17 protein-coding genes are annotated in these 19,628 nt (G+C 75.8%); 9 read left to right on the forward strand and 8 right to left on the reverse strand.

The window, feature by feature from the left end; all coding sequences use genetic code 11:
* Nucleotides 1-16 precede the first annotated feature (16 nt).
* The 3 genes from E1O70_RS03305 to E1O70_RS03315 all read right to left on the reverse strand — a co-directional run bounded on the left by E1O70_RS03305 (nt 17) and on the right by E1O70_RS03315 (nt 3,651).
* Nucleotides 17-2,905: a cation-translocating P-type ATPase gene (locus tag E1O70_RS03305; protein WP_061267376.1), complete on the reverse strand. Its 2,889-nt coding sequence runs from the start codon at nt 2,903-2,905 to the stop codon at nt 17-19.
* A gap of 84 nt (nt 2,906-2,989) precedes the next feature.
* Nucleotides 2,990-3,403, reverse strand: coding sequence for a type II toxin-antitoxin system VapC family toxin (locus E1O70_RS03310; protein ID WP_043653925.1), 414 nt, complete (start codon nt 3,401-3,403; stop codon nt 2,990-2,992).
* Nucleotides 3,400-3,651: a type II toxin-antitoxin system Phd/YefM family antitoxin gene (locus tag E1O70_RS03315; RefSeq protein ID WP_043653923.1), complete on the reverse strand. Its 252-nt coding sequence runs from the start codon at nt 3,649-3,651 to the stop codon at nt 3,400-3,402. Before E1O70_RS03315 ends, E1O70_RS03310 begins: the two co-directional genes overlap by 4 nt.
* 89 nt (nt 3,652-3,740) lie before the next feature.
* On the opposite strand from E1O70_RS03315, the gene E1O70_RS03320 reads away from it, so the two are divergent.
* Complete coding sequence (locus E1O70_RS03320) at nt 3,741-4,622, forward strand: TrmH family RNA methyltransferase (protein ID WP_240696582.1); 882 nt, start codon at nt 3,741-3,743, stop codon at nt 4,620-4,622.
* A gap of 87 nt (nt 4,623-4,709) precedes the next feature.
* The gene (locus E1O70_RS03325) at nt 4,710-6,944 is read left to right on the forward strand and encodes a HelD family protein (RefSeq protein WP_240696583.1); all 2,235 of its coding nucleotides are present in this window, start codon (nt 4,710-4,712) and stop codon (nt 6,942-6,944) included.
* Between the two features lie 9 nt (nt 6,945-6,953).
* Here the strand turns inward: E1O70_RS03325 and E1O70_RS03330 are convergent, their stop codons facing one another.
* Together E1O70_RS03330 and E1O70_RS03335 are read right to left on the reverse strand one after the other, a co-directional pair.
* On the reverse strand, nt 6,954-7,658 hold the full coding sequence (locus tag E1O70_RS03330) for an esterase/lipase family protein (RefSeq protein ID WP_082774364.1): 705 nt from the start codon (nt 7,656-7,658) through the stop codon (nt 6,954-6,956).
* On the reverse strand, nt 7,655-8,416 hold the full coding sequence (locus tag E1O70_RS03335; RefSeq protein WP_167496843.1) for an alpha/beta fold hydrolase: 762 nt from the start codon (nt 8,414-8,416) through the stop codon (nt 7,655-7,657). Before E1O70_RS03335 ends, E1O70_RS03330 begins: the two co-directional genes overlap by 4 nt.
* A 7-nt stretch (nt 8,417-8,423) precedes the next feature.
* Between E1O70_RS03335 and E1O70_RS19810 the strand changes: the two genes are divergently transcribed.
* A complete protein-coding gene (locus E1O70_RS19810) occupies nt 8,424-8,639 on the forward strand; it encodes a hypothetical protein (RefSeq protein WP_167496842.1) in 216 nt (71 codons plus the stop codon).
* Here the strand turns inward: E1O70_RS19810 and E1O70_RS03340 are convergent.
* Both E1O70_RS03340 and E1O70_RS03345 read right to left on the reverse strand, forming a co-directional pair.
* On the reverse strand, nt 8,632-9,081 hold the full coding sequence (locus E1O70_RS03340; protein ID WP_021483430.1) for an SRPBCC family protein: 450 nt from the start codon (nt 9,079-9,081) through the stop codon (nt 8,632-8,634). The genes E1O70_RS19810 and E1O70_RS03340 overlap by 8 nt on opposite strands.
* A gap of 85 nt (nt 9,082-9,166) precedes the next feature.
* Nucleotides 9,167-9,799, reverse strand: coding sequence for a nucleotidyltransferase family protein (locus E1O70_RS03345; protein WP_076404711.1), 633 nt, complete (start codon nt 9,797-9,799; stop codon nt 9,167-9,169).
* A 105-nt stretch (nt 9,800-9,904) separates the two neighbouring features.
* On the opposite strand from E1O70_RS03345, the gene E1O70_RS03350 reads away from it, so the two are divergent.
* The 6 genes from E1O70_RS03350 to helR all read left to right on the forward strand — a co-directional run bounded on the left by E1O70_RS03350 (nt 9,905) and on the right by helR (nt 18,815).
* Nucleotides 9,905-10,789 (forward strand): endonuclease/exonuclease/phosphatase family protein, encoded by an 885-nt coding sequence (locus E1O70_RS03350; RefSeq protein ID WP_082774365.1) that lies wholly within the window; start codon nt 9,905-9,907, stop codon nt 10,787-10,789.
* An 80-nt stretch (nt 10,790-10,869) separates the two neighbouring features.
* Nucleotides 10,870-11,730 (forward strand): ABC transporter ATP-binding protein, encoded by an 861-nt coding sequence (locus tag E1O70_RS03355; protein WP_051876422.1) that lies wholly within the window; start codon nt 10,870-10,872, stop codon nt 11,728-11,730.
* 85 nt (nt 11,731-11,815) lie between these two features.
* A complete protein-coding gene (locus E1O70_RS03360; RefSeq protein WP_043656895.1) occupies nt 11,816-12,814 on the forward strand; it encodes an ABC transporter substrate-binding protein in 999 nt (332 codons plus the stop codon).
* 56 nt (nt 12,815-12,870) lie between these two features.
* Nucleotides 12,871-15,078, forward strand: coding sequence for an iron ABC transporter permease (locus E1O70_RS03365; RefSeq protein ID WP_240696584.1), 2,208 nt, complete (start codon nt 12,871-12,873; stop codon nt 15,076-15,078).
* A gap of 80 nt (nt 15,079-15,158) precedes the next feature.
* The gene (locus E1O70_RS03370) at nt 15,159-16,151 is read left to right on the forward strand and encodes a siderophore-interacting protein (RefSeq protein WP_082774366.1); all 993 of its coding nucleotides are present in this window, start codon (nt 15,159-15,161) and stop codon (nt 16,149-16,151) included.
* A 426-nt stretch (nt 16,152-16,577) separates the two neighbouring features.
* Nucleotides 16,578-18,815 carry an RNA polymerase recycling motor ATPase HelR gene (gene helR, locus E1O70_RS03375; RefSeq protein ID WP_061267433.1) on the forward strand — a complete coding sequence of 746 codons (2,238 nt, stop codon included), beginning with the start codon at nt 16,578-16,580 and terminating at the stop codon, nt 18,813-18,815.
* A gap of 79 nt (nt 18,816-18,894) precedes the next feature.
* Here the strand turns inward: helR and E1O70_RS03380 are convergent, their stop codons facing one another.
* On the reverse strand, nt 18,895-19,476 hold the full coding sequence (locus tag E1O70_RS03380; RefSeq protein WP_061267380.1) for a YbaK/EbsC family protein: 582 nt from the start codon (nt 19,474-19,476) through the stop codon (nt 18,895-18,897).
* Between the last annotated feature and the right edge of the window lie 152 nt (nt 19,477-19,628).

Raw genomic sequence — 19,628 nt, forward strand, 5'->3', positions numbered from 1 at the left:
CGGCGAGGGACACGCCCTAGGGGGCGTCGTGCCGCTCGACGAGGGCGGGCACGTGGTCGCGCGCCGTCCAGCGCCGGCCGACCCACTTGATGACCTCGACGAGCAGGAAGACGACGAGCGCGAGCCCGAGCGTCTTGCCCCACTCCGCGAGCGCGATGGGTGCCGAGTCGAACCACGAGTGCATGAACGGCGCGTAGACGAAGACGGCCTGCAGCGCGAGCAGCGTCGCCGCCGAGACCCAGACCACCCGGTTGCCGCGCAGCACGTCGAGCGTGAGGCTCGACCGGTCGAGGAACCGGCAGTTGAACAGGTAGGCGAGCTGGCCGAGCGCGAGCATCGTGACCGCCGTCGTCTGCGCCTCGGCGAGCGGGACGCCCTGCGCCCGCTCGACGTAGAACAGCAGGATGGTCGCGCCGCCGATGAGGAGCGACACGAGCAGGATGCGGCGCACGTACGCGCCGTCGAGGATCGACGCCTTCGGGTCGCGCGGGGCGCGGCGCATGACGTCGGGCTCCGCCTTCTCGTACGCGAGCGCGAGCGACAGCGTGACCGCGGTGATCATGTTGATCCACAGCACCTGGACCGGCTGGAGCGGCAGGGTGAGGCCGAACAGGACCGCGACGAGGATGACGAGCGACTGCGCGCCGTTGGTCGGGAGCAGGAACAGGACGGACTTGCGGATGTTGTCGTAGATCCGCCGCCCCTCCTTCACGGCCCGCTCGATGGTCGCGAAGTTGTCGTCGGCGAGCACGACCTCGGCGGCCTCCTTGGTCGCCTCGGTGCCCTTGATGCCCATCGCGACGCCGACGTCCGCCTGGGTGAGCGCGGGGGCGTCGTTGACGCCGTCGCCCGTCATCGCGACGACCTCGCCGTGCGACTGGAGCGCGGACACGATCCGGATCTTGTGCTCGGGGCTCGTGCGCGCGTACACGTCGACGTCGCGCACCACCTGGCGCAGCTTCTCCGTGCTCATCTCCTCGAGCTCGGGGCCGGTGAGCACGGCCGGCGCGGACGAGCCGTCGTGGGCGTCGACGATGCCCATCTCGCGGCCGATCGCGAGCGCGGTCCCCGCGTGGTCGCCGGTGATCATCTTCACGCGGATGCCCGCGTCGCGGCACTCGGCGATGGCCTCGATCGCCTCGGGGCGCGGCGGGTCCACGATGCCGACGAGCCCGCACAGCTCCAGGCCGTCCGCGACGTCGGCGACGTCGAGGTCCGCCGTACCGTCGGCGGCCGGGCGTCGCGCGGCCGCGAGCACGCGCAGCCCCTGCCCGCCGAGCGCGTCGATCTGCGCGTCCCAGAACGCGCGGTCGAGCGGCTCGTTGCCGCCGTCCGGGGCGACCTGGGTCGCGCAGCGGTCCAGGACGCGGTCGGGCGCGCCCTTGACGTGCACGTGCAGGTCGCCGTCGGGGTCTGCGTCGAGCGTGGCCATGAACTTGTTCTCGGACTCGAACGGCACGACGGCGACGCGCCGCCACCCCGTCGGGTCGACGCCGGCCTTCATGCCGAGCGTGCGCAGCGCGCCCTCCGTCGGCTCGCCGACGAGCCGCCAGCCGTCGGTGTCCTCGCCGTCGGGCACGATCCGCGCGTCGTTGCACAGCATCATGACCGTCGCGAGGGCCGCGAGGTCGCGGTCGTCGGCGAGGTCCGCGTGCCGGGTGCCCGACGCCGGTCCCTCGCCCGCGCCGTCCACCTCGCCGGGTGCGCCGGTCGCCCCGGGGCGGGGTGCGTCGTCGGGCACGGTCACGTCTCCCACGGGCGCGTACCCCGCGCCTGCGACCGCGAACGTGCGCCCGCTCGTGCGGACCGTGCGCGCCGTCATCTCGTTCTTGGTGAGCGTGCCGGTCTTGTCCGAGCAGATCGTGGTCACCGAGCCGAGCGTCTCGACCGCGGGGAGCTTGCGCGTGATCGCGCGGCGTCGGGCCATCTGCTGCACCCCGAGCGCGAGGGTGATCGTCACGAGCGCGGGCAGGCCCTCCGGCACCGCGGCGACCGCGAAGCCGATGGACGCCGAGATGAGGTCGGGCACCGAGAAGTCGTGCACGACCCGGCCGATGATGACCATGACGACGGCCATCGCGAGGATGAGCACCGCGAGCAGCTTGCCGAACCGGTCGAGCTGGCGCGTCAGCGGCGTCGCGAGGCTGCGGACCTCCGAGATCATCGTCTGGATCCGGCCGATCTCGGTCGCTGTCCCGGTCGCGGTGACGACGCCCACGCCCTGTCCGGCGGCCACGAGCGTGCTCGAGAACAGCATGCTCGACCGGTCGCCCACGCCCGCGTCCGCCCCGACGGCGTCGACCTTCTTCGCCGCGGCCACCGACTCCCCGGTGAGCGCCGACTCCTCGACGCGCAGGTTCGTCGCCTGGATCAGCCGCACGTCCGCGGGCACGCGGTCGCCCGAGCGCACGCGCACGACGTCGCCGGGCACCACGTCGTCGGCGTCCACGCGGGCCCACGCGCCGTCGCGCCGCACCTCGGCGTTGACGGACAGCATGTTCCGGATGCCCTCGAGCGCGCTCTCCGCGCGCCCCTCCTGGATGAACCCGATCGCCGCGTTGATCACCGCGACCGCGAGGATCACCGTGAAGTCGACCCAGTCGCCGAGGATCGCCTTGAGCACCGCCGAGACGAGCAGGATGTAGATGAGGATGTCGTCGAAGTGGACGAGGATCCGCTTCCACAGCGGGTCGCGCTGCGGCGGCGGCAGCCGGTTGGGCCCCACCTCCGCGAGCCGCGTCGCGGCGTCGGCGCTGGAGAGGCCGCCCGCGTCCGTGCCGAGCTCGGCGAGGACGGCGTCGGGCGGGCGCGACCACGGCGCGTCGAGCGACCGTTCGGTCGTGCTCGCCGAGGTCGAGGAGGCCGCCGTGGCGGGGGTCGGTGCAGCGTCCGGCGCGGATCCCATGCCCCTATTCGACCCCCGATGCCCGGATCGCGCGAGGGGCGAAGGACCGTGACCCGCGACACGCCGGCGGCCGGCGGTCAGCGGTCAGGGTGAGGAGAACGGGTTGACGACGGGGACGCCGCTGTCGACGAAGTCCCGGGTGTTCCGGGTCGCCACCGTGAGCCCGTGGGCGAGCGCGGTCGCCGCGAGCAGGGAGTCGACGACGGGCAGCGGGCGCGCCGCGTGCACGGCCGGCCATCGCTGCGCGATCTCGAGCGTGACGGGGAGGATGCGGTCCCCGTACGTCTCCTCGAGACCGTGGACCCACGTCTCGAGCGCGGTCGCCCGCGCGGCGTCGCGAGACATGAGGCGCTGGACCCCGGTGCGGATCTCGCCGACGGTCAGCACTGATATGTAGATCTGAGGCGTCCGCAGCCCGCGGAGCCACGCGACGACCTGCTCGTCCGGTCGGGTTCGCACGAGCTCGGACACGACGTTCGTGTCGAGCAGGTACCTCACGCGTCGGCCCCGAGATCGATCTCGCGCAACGGAGTCCGGTCACGGGTGAGGTCGAGGTCGTCCGCCGTGGGTGCCTCGAGGAGATAGTCGGCGAGCTCCACCCGGACCCCGGCGAGCTCGTGGTAGAGGTCGATCCCGACGACGACGGCGATCTCCTTGCCGTGCCGGGTGATGACCTGTGGACCGTTCTCGGCCTCTCGCAAGACCTCGCTCAGGCGTTGCTTCGCGTCCTGCACCTGCCAGCTCATGGGACCCCCGCTCCTCGTCCTGTCTGGACAGACTAGACAGGACGGAGCCGGGGATCAAGGCGCGTGGCATGCCTGGGAGAATCGACGACGTGAGCGAGACCAGCACCCGAGCCGGCCTGCGGGTCGTGCACGTCACCGACCCCGCCGACGGCCGCCTCGCGGACTACAACCGCCTGACCGACGTCGCGCTGCGGTCCAAGCACGAGCCGGAGAAGGGGCTGTACATCGCCGAGAGCTCGACGGTGATCCGGCGGGCGCTCGCCGCCGGGCACCGGCCCCGGTCGTTCCTCATGGCCGAGCGCTGGCTCGACGACCTCGCCGACGACATCGCCGCGCTGCCGGTCGACGACGCCCCGGGCGGCACGGGCGAGCAGGTCCCGGTGTACGTCGGTGCGCCCGACGTGCTCGAGGCGATCACCGGGTTCCACCTGCACCGCGGGGCGCTCGCGGCGATGCACCGCCCGCCGCTGGTCCCCGTGCGCGACCTGCTCTCCGCGGCGCGCGGCGGGACGGGTGCGCGGCGGGTCGCGGTGCTGGAGGACGTCGTGGACCACACCAACGTCGGTGCGATCTTCCGGTCGGCCGCCGCGCTCGGGGTCGACGCCGTCCTCGTCTCGCCGCGCTGCTCCGACCCGCTCTACCGCCGCTCGGTGCGCGTGAGCATGGGCACGGTGTTCCAGGTGCCGTGGACGCGGTTCGAGACGTGGCCGGGCGGCCTCGACCTGCTGCGTGACGAGGGCTTCGTCGTCGCCGCGCTCGCCCTCGCCGACGACGCGGTGAGCCTCGACGACATCGTGGCCGACCCGCCCGAGCGGCTCGCGCTCGTGCTCGGCACGGAGGGCGACGGCCTGTCGCACGGTGCGATCGAGGCGGCGGACCGGGTCGTCACGATCCCCATGGCGGGGGGAGTGGACTCGCTCAACGTCGCCGCGGCGTCGGCTGTCGCGTTCTGGGCGACGCGCGTCCCCTGACTCGTCGGTCGCGGCGGGAGCGACGGGAACAACGGTGCTCCCCGACGCGTTGGGCCCGTGTCCGTACGTCGTACGAGAAGAGGTCCCGTGCCGGTCCAGCCCTCCCCGTCCCTGCGTGCCACCACCCGTCCTGACCGCCTGCGCGACGCCGCGGCGCATGCCGTCGCCGAGGAGCAGCAGCACCTCGACGCCGCGCTCGCCCGCCGCGCGGAGCTCCTCGCGGAGCTCGACGCGCAGCTCGCCGCCCCTGCCGACGACGTCGCCGACCGGGTCCCGGCCGCGGGCCCGCCCGGGGCCGAGGCCGTCGTCGAGCGCGCGCGGCGCGCTGGGCTGCGCCGCCGTCGCACGGAGCTCGAGCGCGCGGAGAGCGGGCTCGTCTTCGGCCGCGTCGACACCGTCGACGGGGTCACGCGCCACGTCGGGCGCGTCGGGATCACTGCGCCCGAGGACGACGCGGACCCGCTCGTGCTCGACTGGCGTGCTGACGGTGCACGCGCCTTCTACACCGCGACAGCGCGTGAACCGCAGGGTCTCGCGCGGCGTCGGCACGTGCGGACCGCGGGGGACCGGGTCACCGGCGTGGACGACGAGCCGCTCGACGGCTCGGCGACCGGGGCGGAGCAGGAGGACGGGCTCGTCGGCGAGGGCGCGCTGCTCGCGGCGCTGTCGGAGCGCCGTACCGGGCGCATGGGCACCGCCGTCGCGACCCTCCAGACGGAGCAGGACGCGATCGTGCGCGCTCCGGCGGACCAGGTGCTCGTCGTGCAGGGCGGCCCGGGGACGGGCAAGACCGTCGTCGCGCTGCACCGCGTCGCGTACCTGCTGTTCACCCACCCGCACCTCGCGGAGCGGGGCGTCCTCCTGCTCGGGCCGTCGTCGCGCTTCCTCGAGTACGTGGCGCAGGTGCTGCCCGCGCTCGGGGAGACGGCGGTCGTCTCGGCGACGTGCGACACGCTCGTGCCCGGCGTCGCGCCCGAGCGGGAGGAGGGGCGCGACGTCGCGGAGATCAAGGGGCGCGCGCTGTGGCAGGACGTCGTCGCCCGGTACGCGGACTCCCTCGTCCCGGACGCGCGAGCCCTGACGGTCCGCCTCGACGGCGAGCCGCTCACGCTCGACCCGGCCCGCGTCGCCCAGGTCCTGCGTGCCTCTCGCGCGGGAGGCCGCAGCGTGCTGGCCGCGCGGGGCCGGGCCGTGGACCTGCTGCTCGACGCTCTCGTGGACGAGGCCGCGGAACGCCACACCGAGATGCTCGAACGGGTCGAGGAGGGGTTCGAGGACGTGCTCGGGAAGCTCGACGCCGGGCTCGCCGCGCGCGACGACCGCGCCCCCACGACCGGCGCGCGCGGCGGCGACGTCGACGGCGAGCTCACCGAGGAGGACCTCCACCGGCTCCGGGAGGACCTCGCGCGCGACGCCGGGTTCGCGGCCGCCGTCGACGCCTGGTGGCCCGTCACGGACGTCCGCACCGCGCTCGCGGACCTGCTGGGCGACGCCGCGCTCCTCGCGCGCCACGCGCCCGACCTGACGGCGGCCGAGGTGCGTCGCGTCACGAGCGGGCCGCCCGCGCTCGCACCGAGCGACGTGCCGCTGCTCGACGCGCTCGCCGACGCGCTGGGGGCTCCCGACGCGCCCGGCGAGCAGGGCGAGTTCCTCGCGCAGCGCGCGGCCGCGCGTCGCGACTGGGTCTACGGGCACGTCGTGGTCGACGAGGCGCAGGAGCTCTCGCCCATGCAGTGGCACATGGTCCTGCGACGCTGCCCGACGCGGTCCGTGACGGCCGTCGGGGACGTCGACCAGACCGAGGCGCCGCACCGCCACACGGACTGGGCGGACGCCGTCGGGCCGGTCCTCGGGGACCGCTGGCGGCGCGCGGACCTCACCATCTGCTACCGCACGCCGCGCGAGGTCATGGCGCTCGTCGGGCCGGTGCTGCGCGCCGCGGGCAGCCGGAACGACCCGCCGTGCGCGGTGCGGGACGCGGGGGTCGAGCCGCGGGACGTCGTCGTGCCGGGCGGTACGCCGGGACGACTGGATGAGGCGGTCGCCGCCGAGGTCGCACGCCTCGCGGCCCGGTACGACGGCGGGACCGTGGGCGTCGTGGCGCCGCTCGCGCGCCTCGCGACGCTGCGCGCGGCGGTCCAGGGCGTGCCCGTCCTCGGGACGTCCGAGGCGAAGGGCCTCGAGTGGGACGCGGTCGTCGTCGTGGACCCCGACGGCGTCGCCGCCGAGCCGCGCGGGTGGAACGGGCTGTACGTGGCGATGACCCGGTGCACGCAGGAGCTCGTCCGCGTCGCGGTGGGCGAGCCCACCCGCTCGGCCTGAGGGCCGCGCTCAGTCCGAGGGCGCCGACCGGGCGAACCGGTCGACCTCCCGCACCACGACCTCGACGAGCGCCGGGTCGCCGAGCGGGAGGAAGTGCCCGGCGAGCGGCAGCTCGACGTTCCGTCCGCCCTCGAGGCGGCCGGTCTCGGGGATGTGGGGGTCGAAGCGCGGGTAGACGGCCGTGATGCGCGCGTCGACCCCGCGCTCGGCGGCGAGCGCGACCAGCGCGGCGTCGCGCGGCGAGAACGCGCGCAGCGTGCGGCCGAGGAGGTACTGCGCGTAGCGCGAGCCGCGGAACGGCGTCGCCACGGCGACCATGCCGGCTACGCGCGGCCCGGCGGCCGACAGCATGACGCGCTTGCCGACGAGGCCGCCCTTGCTGTGGGCGACGAGGACGACGTCGCGCAGGTCGGACCGCTCGAGGAACGCCGCCGTGCGGTCGGCAGCCTCGGCGAACGGGCGCCGGTTGTAGCCGAGGCCGGGCACGGCGTGCACGGGGTGCCCGGCTCGGGCGAGGGCCGTCGCGATCGGCCCGAGGAGCTGCCACGTCTCGTAGACGCCGGGAAGGAGCACGACGGGGCTCGCACCGCCGGGGCCGGTCGGGACGGGTCGGCGCGCGCGCAGGGCGCCCTGGACCTGGCGCGCGGCGACGTACGCGTAGTCCACCGCGCGGTCGCGCAGCCGCAGCGAGCGGGGCCAGCGGGGCGCCCTCACGGCAGGTCCCGGGGCAGTCCGCGCGGCAGTCCACCGGCAGCACGCACGGCCGCGACGATCCCCTCCGGGTCGGCGTCCATCGCGTGGTGGCGTCCCCGGACCTCGCGGAACATGCCGCGCGGCGCGGCGAGCGCGAGCTCGCGGCACCACCGGCGCGGCGCGATCGGGTCGTGCGCGCCCCGCACCACGACGAGACGCCCCGGCACGTGCGGCACGACGTCCTCGAGCCGGTGCGCGAGCATGTGCCGGACCTGGCGCGCGTAGTGCGGCAGCGAGCAGCGCAGCACGTAGTCGACGGCGAGCGTCGCGAGCGCGCGCGGCCGCTCGCCCACCGCGTCGCGCGCGAGCCGAAGCGCCTGGCGCGGCGCGCTGCGGGCGTGGCGGTCCGCCGTCGGCCCGACGAGCACGCCCGCGGGCGCCTCGCGGGGGTGGTCGGCCATGGCCTGGGCGACGACCTGCGCGCCCATCGAGTGGCCGACGAGCACGACGACGGGGCGCGGGGCGCCGTCGGGCAGGTCGAGCACATGGCGGCGCACGTGCTCCGCGACGACGGCCGCGTGCTCCTCGATCGACACGTCGCGCGGCGCGCGGGGCGCCGCGCCGAAGCCGGGCAGGTCGATCGCGTGCACCGCGACCCGGGGGAGCGCGCCCGGCCGCAGGAGCGCGCGCCGCACCGGGTCGAACGCGCGCGCCGACGACCCGACGCCGTGCACGAGCACGACCACGACGTCGGGCGCGTCCGCCCCGGACACGTGCACGACGGCGGTGAGATCGCCGACCGCGCAGCGCACCTCCGCGGTGCCCGCCGACGCTGCCGCCGCCGACGCCGCCGCCGCCGCCGCCGACGCCGCCGACGCCGCCGACACCGTCGACGGCGCGGACGACGCGCCGGAGCGGGCCCGGGCGAACCGGACCCGCTCCGTGACGTGCTGGGTGTCGTCGCCGGCCGTGGCCGACGACGTGCTCCGGGTCGTCAGCTGACGTCTCCTCGCCACGCGCCCGTCTCGGCCCCGCGGGACTCGATGAACTCCTTGAACCGGGCGAGGTCGCCCTTGACGCGGCGCTCGTCGAGCTGGAGGACGTCGCCCACCTTCTCCACGACCCCCTCCGGCGTCCAGTCGAGCTGGACCGTGACGCGGGTCTGCGTGTCGTTCAGCCGGTGGAAGGTCACGACGCCCGCGTGGTCGGGGCCCGACGTGCTGTTCCACGCCACCCGCTCGTCGGGGTGCTGCTCGGTGATCTCCGCGTCGAACTCGCGCTCGACGCCGCCGATCTTCGTCTTCCAGTGCGTGTGCGTCGCGTCGAGCTGGCGGATCTCCTCGACGCCCTCCATGAAGCGGGGGAACTCCTCGAACTGGGTCCACTGGTCGTAGGCCGTGCGGACGGGGACGTCGACGTCGATCGACTGGGTGACCGTGCTCATCGGTGATACCTCCTGTGGTTGGCGGGCGGTACGACCACACCCTTCCCGGGGTCCGTCCCGCTCGCGCGGCGAACGGGGGTCGGGCTCACTCCAGCGCGCTCGACGGGTCCCCGGACGCCGGCTCGGCCGCGTCGGTGCGCGAGCCGAGGGAGTCGTCGCCCATGTCCTGCGCGTCCACGACGGCGAGCTCGTCGAGGAGGAACAGGAACGCGCGGGCGTACGGGTTGTCGTCCACGCGCTCCCGGACGTCGGACCAGTCGATCTGCTCGCGCATCGCCCGCGCGACCGGCAGGAGCCGCGAGAAGTCGCAGTAGTGCTCGCCGAGGACGCGCAGCTTCGACGCCATGATCTCGGTCGCGGACAGCACGGGCATGCGGACCGCGAGGACCTCGAGCTCGTCGGTGCGCGCGAGCAGGTCGTCGTCGATCGGCTCGCCGACCATCCGGTACAGGACGTCGATGAGCTCGCCCCCGTGGTACGCCTTGAAGAGCCAGTTCTCCGTCGGCTCCGTGATCTCGAGCCCCGCCTCGCGCAGCACCTCGCGCGCCCGGTCCACGTCGACCTCGCGGATTGCGAAGTCGGCGTCGTGGCTCGGCTCCGGCGCCCCGCGCGCCCACGCCGCGTAGCCGCCGACGAGCGCGTGCGGGATCTCGGCCTCGGCCAGCGCCGCGGCGGTCATCCGGAGGCCGTCGTGCAGTGCGTCCCTGTCGTCCACCATGCCCAGGGTCTACACCACCCCGGGGGTGCTGGCACGTCGCCACGGGGGAGCTGTCGCCCCGCGGAGCGCGTGCGGCGTCGGGCCGTGGTCCCCACAATCGGGAGGGTGCGCCTCGCGACGTTCAACATCCTGCACGGGCGGTCGCTCGTCGACGACCGCGTCGACGTCGACCGCTTCGCCGGTGCCGTCCGGGCCCTCGACGCGGACGTCCTCGCGCTCCAGGAGGTGGACCGGGACCAGCCCCGCTCGCACCGCGCCGACCTCACCGCGGTCGCGGCCGAGGCGGCGGGCGCCGTCGACCACCGGTTCGTCGCGACGCTCGTCGGCGAGCCGGGCGTGTGGACCGCGCCGACGGGGGAGCACCAGCCGGGGCGCGCCGCCTACGGGATCGCCGTCGTGAGCCGGTACCCGGTCACCGCGTGGCGCACCGTCCTGCTGCCCGCGCCGCGCACGCGCGTGCCCGTGCGCTTCCCCGGGCGCCGGCTGCCGACGCTCGTGCGCGACGAGCCGCGCGCGGCCCTCGTCGCGCGCGTCGAGGCGCCGGGCGGGCCGGTGACGGTCGTGTGTACGCACCTGACCTTCGTGCCGGGGCGCAACCTCACGCAGCTCGTGCGGCTCACCCGGGAGCTCGCCGCCGACGTGCCCGACGGCGAGCCCGTCGTCCTGCTCGGCGACCTCAACATCGAGGCGCCCCAGGCGGCGCGCACGAGCGGGTGGCGTCCGCTCGCCTCCGCGCCGACGTTCCCCGTCGGCGAGCCCGCGCGCCAGCTCGACCACGTGCTCGCCCACGGCCCGGTCCGGGCGACGGCGCCCGCCGTCGCGGTCGACACGGGGCTGTCGGACCACCGGGCGCTCGTCGTGCCCGTCGCGCTCGGCGGGGAGCGGCACGCGTCCCCGACCCGCGCGCACGCGGCGGACGAGGACCACGCGCCGCCCACCGCGGGCGCGGGAGAGCCGCGACGGCGGGCCGGCCGGGCCGCCGAGGGCTGACCGCGAGGCCGTTCGTGAGCCCCGTCACACGGACGTGAGGGGCTGGTTCCGGGCGGGCGACATAGATTAGCCTCACCTTTGTGAGTGGAACCTCAGCTGCCTCGGTCGCGCCGGGCCTGCCCGGCGCCCCGGCGCTCGCGGGTCACGACCTGCGGCTGTCCTACGACGACCGCACCGTGGTCCACGGCGCCGCGCTCGAGCTCGCCCCGGGGGCCGTCACGGCCCTCATCGGGCCCAACGGCTCGGGCAAGTCGACCCTCCTGCGCTCGCTCGCGCGCCTGCACCGGCCTGACGCCGGGACCGTCGCCCTGGACGACGAGCCCGACGCGCTCGCGCTCCACGCCAAGGACTTCGCGCGGCGCGTGACGCTCCTGTCGCAGAGCCGGCCCACGCCGTCGGGCGTGAGCGTGCGCGACGTCGTCGCCTACGGACGTCACCCCTACCGTGGCCGGTTCCGCTCGAACGACCCCGACGGCCCGCGCGCGATCGCGCACGCCATGGACGTCACCGGCATCACCGCGATGGCCGACCGCGGCGTCGACGAGCTCTCCGGCGGCGAGCTGCAGCGCGTGTGGCTCGCGACGTGCCTCGCGCAGGACACGAAGGTGCTCCTGCTCGACGAGCCGACGACGTACCTCGACCTGCGCTACCAGGTCGAGCTGCTCGACCTGGTCCGCGACCTGGCGAGCGAGCACGGCGTGGCCGTGGGCGTCGTCCTGCACGACCTCAACCAGGCCGCCGCGGTGGCCGACCACGTCGTCCTGCTCCACGGCGGCGTCGTGCGCGCCACGGGCCGGGCCGAGGACGTGCTCACGACCGAGCTCCTCACCGAGGTCTACGGCATCCACGTCGACGTCTACACGCATCCCCTCACGGGGCGCACGTGCTGCGAGCCGCTCGGTCGGCACGCCGCCCGGCTGGACGCGGCCGTCCTCGTCTGACCGCGGCGTCCGCCGCCGGGCCGCGACTCTCCGCACCTCTTCGTACTCCTCCGCACCGTCTCCGCACCGAACCCGAAGGACACCCATGCGCTCGACCACCCGTTCCCTCGCCGTGGGCGCCGTCGCGCTCGCGACCGCGCTCGCGCTCACCGCGTGCGGCACGACCGAGGAGCCCGCGACCGGCGGCTCGTCCGACGGCGCGACGACCGACGCCGCGTCCGGCCCGGTCACCGTCACCGACGAGCGCGGCGAGGTCACCCTCGACGCCCCGGCCACCGACATCGTCTCGCTCGAGTGGGGCCTCACGGAGAACCTCGTGGCGCTGGGCGTCGAGCCCGTCGGCCAGGCGGACGTCGAGGGCTACAACACGTGGGACACCGTCGCGCCGATCGACGCGAGCACGCCCGACGTCGGCACGCGCGGCGAGCCGAGCCTCGACGCGATCTCCGCGCTCGAGCCGGACCTCGTGGTGACGACCACGGACCTGCCGGAGAACGTCATCGCGCAGATCGAGGAGGTCGCGCCGGTGCTCGCGCTGCGCGGCTCCGACGGCGAGGACCCCATCGGCTACATGCGCTCCACGGTCGAGACGCTCGGCACCGTGACGGGCCGCGAGGACGAGGCGGCCGCCGCGCTCGAGGAGTACGACGCGAAGATCGCCGAGGCCACCACCGCGCTCGACGAGGCGGGCCTCGCCGGGGCCGAGTTCACGATGGCCGACGGCTGGGTGACGAACGGCGCGGTCTCGATCCGCATGTACACGCCGGGCTCGTTCTTCGGCGCCATCGGCGAGGAGATCGGCCTCGTCAACGCCTGGACCGAGGGCGGCGACCCCGACTACGGCCTCGCGCAGACCGACGTCGAGGGCCTCACCCAGCTCGGCGACGTGCAGTTCCTCTACGTCGCGAGCGACTCCGAGGCGAACCCGTTCGAGGAGGGCCTCGCCGGCAACGCCGTGTGGGAGCAGCTCCCGTTCGTCACGGCCGGCGACGTGCACCGTCTGCCCGACGGCATCTGGATGTTCGGCGGCCCGCTGTCCGCCGCGGCCTACGCCGACGCGGTCGTCGAGGCCCTGACGGCCTGACGCGGCACCCGGGCGCGCACCCCGCCAGGACGACGAGAAGGCTGACGAGACCCACTGTGAGCAGGCGAGAGCAGCGCACCGCGCCGGAGCCGGACACCCTCCTCCTGGAGGACCCGGCTCCGGCCGTCGTCCCCGGCGCGGACGGCCCGGAGGGCGGCGTCCCTCCGGGCACCGGCACCGCCCCGGGCCCGACGGCGGCCGCCCCCCGCGCGCGGACGTCGCGCCTCGGGGTCGCGGGCGCGTTCCTCGCGGCGGCCGTCGTCGCGCTCGTGCTCGCCGCCGTGCACCTCACGCAGGGCACGGCCGACGTCGGCCCGCTCGACCTGCTGCGCCTCGCGACCGGGGGAGACGGGGTCGACCAGACGGTCGCCGTCCTCGTCGCGTCGCGCGTGCCGCGGCTCCTCGCCGGCCTGCTGCTGGGCGTCGCGCTCGGCGTCGCCGGGGCGGTGCTGCAGTCGGTCGCGCGCAACCCGCTCGCGTCGCCCGACACGCTCGCGGTCAACGCGGGCGCCTACCTCACGGTCGTCGTGGTCGCCGCGTTCGGCCTCTCCGTCCCGTTCTACCTCCAGGGCGGCCTCGCGTTCCTCGGCGGGCTCGCCGCGGCCGGGCTCGTGCTCGTCCTGGCGCGCGGCGGCGCCGACGGGCCGACCCGGCTCGTGCTCGCCGGCTCGGCCATCATGCTCGCGCTCCACTCGCTGACGACGGTCCTCCTCGTGCTGTTCGAGCAGGAGACGATGGGCCTGTTCGCGTGGGGGAGCGGCTCGATCGTCCAGTCGGGCACGCGCACGGTCACGCTGGCCACGCCCGTCGTCGTGGTCGGCGTCCTCGCCGCGCTCGTCCTCGCGCGCCGGCTCGACCTCCTCGGGCTCGGGGACGACGCCGCGACCGTCCTCGGCGTCGACGTGCGCCGCACGCGCGTCGCCTCGGTGCTCGTCGCCGTCCTGCTCGCCTCGATCGCCGTGACCGTCGCCGGGCCGGTCGGGTTCGTCGGTCTCGCGGCGCCCGTCGTGGCCCGCCTCGTCGCGCGTCGCGTGCCCGGGCTCGGGCGGCACGTGCTCCTCCTGCCCTTCGCGGCCCTCGTCGGCGTGGTCGTCGTGCTCGGCGCCGACGTCCTGCTCCGCCTCCTGCTGCCCGGGACGCTCTCGATCGCGGTGCCGACCGGCATCGTCACGACCGTCCTCGGCGCGATCCTGCTCGTGTGGCTCGCGCGCCGCCTGCGCGACTCGGGGCCCGCGTCGTCGCGCGGCGGGCACGGTGCGCTGAGCCGGCCGCGCTCGCGGCGCGCGGTCGTCGTGGTCGTGGTCGTCCTGTCGCTCGCCGTCGCCGCGGCCGCCGTCGCGGGCCTCCTGCTCGGCGACCGGGTCGTGCTGCTGGGCGACGTCGCGAACTGGTGGGCCGGCGTCGCCGGCCGGCACGTGACGTTCGTGCTCGACCAGCGCGTCCCGCGCGTGCTCGCGGCCCTCCTCGCGGGCGCCGCGCTCGCGCTCGCCGGCACGATCGTGCAGGCCGTGTGCCGCAACCCGCTCGCGGAGCCGAGCCTGCTCGGCGTGACGTCGGGCGCCGGCCTCGGTGCCGTGACGATGATCCTGCTCGTCCCCGGCGTCGGGATCTGGCCGATGTCCGCCGCCGCCGCGGTCGGGGCCTTCGCCGTGTTCGGGCTCGTCTACGGGCTCTCCTACCGGGGCGGGCTGAGCTCCGACCGGCTCGTGCTCATCGGCATCGGCGCCCAGGCCGGGGTGATGGCGATCATCACGCTGCTCGTCGTCGTCGTCGCGCCGTGGGACGTGAACCTCGCGCTCACGTGGCTGTCGGGCTCCACGTACGGGCGCACGCTCGAGCAGCTGATCCCCGTCGCGCTCGCTCTGCTCGTGCTCACCCCGCTCACCGCGGTGTTCCGGCGCGACCTGGACGTCGTGGCGCTCGACGACGACACGCCGCGCGTCCTCGGCGTCGCGCTCGACCGCACGCGGCTGCTCCTGCTCGGCGTCGCCGCGCTGCTCACCGCCGCGGCCGTGTGCGCCATCGGGGCGCTCGCGTTCGTCGGCCTCGTCGCGCCGCACGCCGCCCGCGCGCTCGTCGGCTCCCGGCACTCCCGGGTCGTGCCTGTCGCGATGCTGCTCGGGGCCCTCCTCGTGTCTGTCGCGGACACGCTGGGCCGCGTCGTCATCGCGCCCGGGCAGATCCCCGCGGGTCTCGGCACCGCGCTGCTGGGCGCGCCGTACTTCGTCTACCTGCTCTGGCGCAGCCGCGGCCGCGGAGCGTGACGTGTCTCACCCCGCCGGGCGCAGGTCCGCGTCCCGGACGGGTTGACCCCGCCGTGGGCGCGTAGGTTAGCCTCACCTGTGTGAGCCAGACCGTCGTCGCACCCCGCACCCGCGCTCGTCGTCCCGTCGCCCGTGCGACCGCCCCCTGGCGCTTCTTCGACGTCGAGGTGGCGCGGGTCGAGCAGCTCTCGCCGAGCTTCCGCCGCTTCACCTTCACCGGCCCGGAGCTCGACCTCTTCGGCGACCCGGGTCTCGACGTCCGGATCAAGTTCGTGCTCCCCGCGCCCGACGGCGGCTACGAGCACCTCGTGCGCGACGCCGAGTCCTGGTACGCCGCGTGGCGCGACCAGCCCGAGGAGCGCCGCAACCCGCTGCGCACCTACACGACCGTCGCGGTGCGCCCCGAGGCGCGCGAGGTCGACGTCGACGTCGTGCTGCACGGCGACGCCGGCCCCGCGTCGCGCTGGGCGCTCGCCGCCGAGGTCGGCACGCCGCTCGTCCTGCTCGGCCCCGACGCCACGTTCGGCGGCCCGGCCGGCGGCATCGAGTTCCGCCCGCCCACCCGCCCGCACGCGCTCCTGCTCGCGGGCGACGAGACCGCGCTGCCCGCCCTCGCGGCGATCTGCGAGGACCTGCCCGCCGACGCGTGGGGCGAGGTCTACGTCGAGGTCCCGCACGTGGGCGACGCGCGCGACCTCGTGACCCCGCCCGGGGTGCGCGTGACGTTCCTCGCGCGCGACGACGTCCCCGGCGGGCCCCACGACGCTCACGGCGCGCGCCTCGTGCCGGCCGTCAAGGAGGCCGCCGCGCGCATGCTCGGTGCGGGCGTCCTCGGGACGGACCCGCCCGTCCAGTGCCGCACCGCGGAGGACCTCGAGGACGTCGACGTCGACGCGTCGATCCTCTGGGAGGTCCCGGGGCTCCTCGACGAGGAGACCGTCCTCTACGCGTGGCTCGCGGGCGAGGCGAGCGCCATCAAGACGCTGCGCCGCCACCTCGTGGCCGACCTCGGCGTCGACCGCCGCGCCGTCGCGTTCATGGGCTACTGGCGCGAGGGCCGCGCCGAGAGCTGAGGCGTTCCCGGGATCCTGTCGAGGGTCCCGTCGAGACACGAGAAGTGGCCCCCACCGAGCACGGTAGGGGGCCACTTCTCGCATCTCGGCTGTGCGGCGCCGCACAGACGCTGCGCGGTCGACGTCGGTACCCAGAGCGTCGGCACCGAGCGCACCGGCACGACGTCCGGCAACGAGAAAGGGAGGCTCGACCGGCCTCCCTTTCCAAGGTATAGCGCACCGGGGGTCTTGCGGCAAGGCCCCCTCGGGGGCGCAGAATCTCCGCTCGTGCGCGGGTCGTCGTGGCCCGTGCGTCCCTCCGCAGGACCCGGACCGGAGCTGATGACGTTGCCCGACGCCCCCGTGACCGCCACCACCGACCCGTCCCGCCGCCCGTCGGCCCGCCCGACCGCGGACCAGGACCCACGGCCCGCGCCGTTCTTCGACCTGCCCGCGCGGCTGGCCGCGAAGGCCGACCCGTCGCTCGTCGACCCCGACGAGCGCCACTTCGCGGCGATCGCCGCGAGCCTCGAGCACTCCGTGACGGACCTCGCGCAGCGTCTCGACGCGGCCCGGCGCGCGCCGGGCGGGAGCGGCACCGAGGCGCTCGAGCGCGACCAGGAGATCCACCGCCTCAGCAGCCGGTTGCGGCTGCTCCAGCGCTACGGCGTCGACCTGTGCCTGGGTCGCATGACCTTCGCCGACGGCTCCGCCCCGGTGTACGTGGGCCGCGTGGGCCTCACCGACCCGGCGGGGGAGCGCCTGCTCGTCGACTGGCGCTCGCCCGCCGCCGAGCCGTACTTCGCGGCCACGCCCGCGCGGCCGCTCGGCCTCGCGGCGCGGCGCCGGTACCGGTGGGCGCGCGGGCGCGTCACCGACTACTGGGACGAGGAGCTCGTGCCCGACGGCGCCGGGTCGAGCGCGGCGCTCGACGACCAGTCGGCGTTCGTCGCGAGCCTCGGCGCGAGCAGGTCCCCGCGGATGCGCGACGTCCTCGGCACGATCCAGGCCGACCAGGACGCGATCGTGCGCGCGGGCTCGCGCGGCGCGCTCGTCGTCGACGGCGGCCCCGGCACGGGCAAGACGGTCGTGGCGCTGCACCGCGCGGCCTACCTGCTGTACGCCGACCCGCACGTGGGCGGCGGGCACGGTGGTGGGCATGGTGGCGGGAGCGGTGGTGGGCGCGGCGGCGTGCTCGTCGTCGGGCCCGGCCGTCCGTACCTCGCGTACGTGGCCGACGTGCTGCCCGGCCTCGGCGAGGAGGGCGTGCAGACCTGCACGCTGCGCGACCTCGTCCCCGAGGGCGCGACGGCGCGCGCCGAGACCGACCCCGAGGTGGCGCGACTCAAGGCGTCCGCCGCGCTCGTCGCCGCGATCGAGCCCGCCGTACGGTTCTCCGAACGCCCGCTCGCCGAGGGCAGGGAGGTCGAGACGCCGTGGGCCGACGTCTGGCTCTCCCCGGCCGACTGGGCCGAGGCGTTCGAGTCCGTCGATCCGGGCACCCCGCACAACGAGGCGCGCGACGACGTCTGGGCCGCGCTCGTCGAGATCCTCGTGGACAAGGCCTGCGGGGGAGCCGCGGAGGACGGTGTGGACGTCGAGGCCGACGACGTGCGCCGTGCCCTGCGCGGCCACCGCGCGCTCGGTGCCGCGTTCGACCGCGCGTGGCCGCTCGTCGAGCCGACGGACCTCGTGGCCGACCTGTGGTCCGTGCCCGCCTACCTGCGGCTGTGCGCGCCGTCGCTCACGCCCGAGCAGGTGCGCGCGCTCCAGCGCCCGGACGCGCACGCGTGGACGACGGCGGACCTCCCGCTGCTCGACGCCGCGCGCCGTCGGCTCGGCGACCCGGAGGCGTCGCGCCGCCGCCGCCGCAACGAGGCCGCCGTGGCGGCGGAGCGCGCGCGCATGGACGACGTCGTCGACCACCTCGTGGCGACCGACGACAGCGAGCTCGGGGTCATGCAGATGCTCCGCGGCCAGGACCTGCGCGACGCGCTCGTGGACGACGGCGCGCTCGTCGTCGCGACGCCGGACCGCCTCGCGGGGCCCTTCGCGCACGTCGTCGTCGACGAGGCGCAGGAGCTCACCGACGCCGAGTGGCAGATGGTCCTCAGCCGCTGCCCGTCGCGCAGCGTCACGGTCGTCGGGGACCGCGCCCAGGCCCGCTACGGCTTCCCCGAGGGCTGGCGTGAGCGGCTCGCGCGCGTGGGCTTCGCCCGCGTCGAGGAGGCGTCGCTGAGCGTCAACTACCGCACGCCGCGGGAGATCATGGCCGAGGCGGAGCCCGTCGTCCGGGCCGCGATCCCGGACGCGAACGTCCCGACGTCGGTGCGCAGCACGGGCGTGCCCGTCGCCCACGGGGCGGTCGCGGACCTCGACGCGGTCCTCGGCGCGTGGCTCGCCGAGCACGCGGACGGCACGGTGTGCGTCATCGCCGCCACCGAGTCGTCCGGGCCGTCCGGGCCGTCCGGCGAGGAGTCGGACGGCAGGGTCGGTGGCGTCGGTGGCGAGGGCGAGGGGGCCGCGCGGGTGCGGTGGCTCACGCCCGAGACGGCGAAGGGCCTCGAGTTCGACCTCGTGGTGCTCGTCGAGCCGCAGGCGTTCGGCGACGGCGTCGAGGGCGCGGTCGACCGCTACGTCGCGATGACGCGCGCGACGCAGCGGCTCGTCGTCCTGGATCGCTGAGCACCGGGCGTCGAGCACGACCTGGCGGTCGTCAGGCCGCCCGTGGCGACCGCCAGGTCGTGCTCGGCAGGGGGACGGGTCAGGCGACCGGGACGGCCAGGTCCTCGACGACCTCGACACCGGGCAGGCGGCCCAGCAGGTCGCCGGGGAGCAGCAGCTTCGAGCGCCGCACGCCGCTGCCGATCAGCGCGAGCGCGCCGTCGGTCACGACGCGGGAGTCGACGAGCACGCGCCACCCCTCGGGCAGCCCGACGGGCGTGATGCCGCCGTACTCCATCCCGGACTCGGCCGTCGCGCGGTCGGTCGGCAGGAACGACGCCTTGCGCACGTCGAGCAGCTTGCGGACGCGCGTGTTGACGTCGGCGCGCGTGTGCGCCCGCACGACGGCGGCGGCGACGCGCTCGTCGCCCGCCCGCGTGCCGCCCACGACGACGCAGTTCGCCGAGGCCTCGACGGGCAGGTCGAACGCGGTGTTGAGCGTCGCGGTGTCGGCGAGGTCGGGGTCGATCTCCGTCACGGCGACGAGCGTCGCGACGTCCGGGTCGGCGTCGGCCCACCGGCGCAGCGCGTCGGCGGTCACGGGGGCGACGAGGTCGAGGTGGTCGAGCGCCGGCTCCCAGGTGAGCGAGCCGAGCGTGGGCAGGGTCGTGCGGGCGTCCATGCCGCCAGCCTGCCACCCCGGCGGGCCGCCGCGCGGGAGAGGCCGGATGCCGAACACGCCCCCGGAGCCCCTCGAGCCCGCCGAGCATGCGGTCGCAGCCCGTGCCGCCCGCCGGACGGGCGACAGCCGCATGGCCGGCGGGGGAGGAGGGT

The sequence above is a fragment of the Cellulosimicrobium funkei genome, from assembly GCF_004519295.1.
Lineage (GTDB): Bacteria > Actinomycetota > Actinomycetes > Actinomycetales > Cellulomonadaceae > Cellulosimicrobium > Cellulosimicrobium funkei.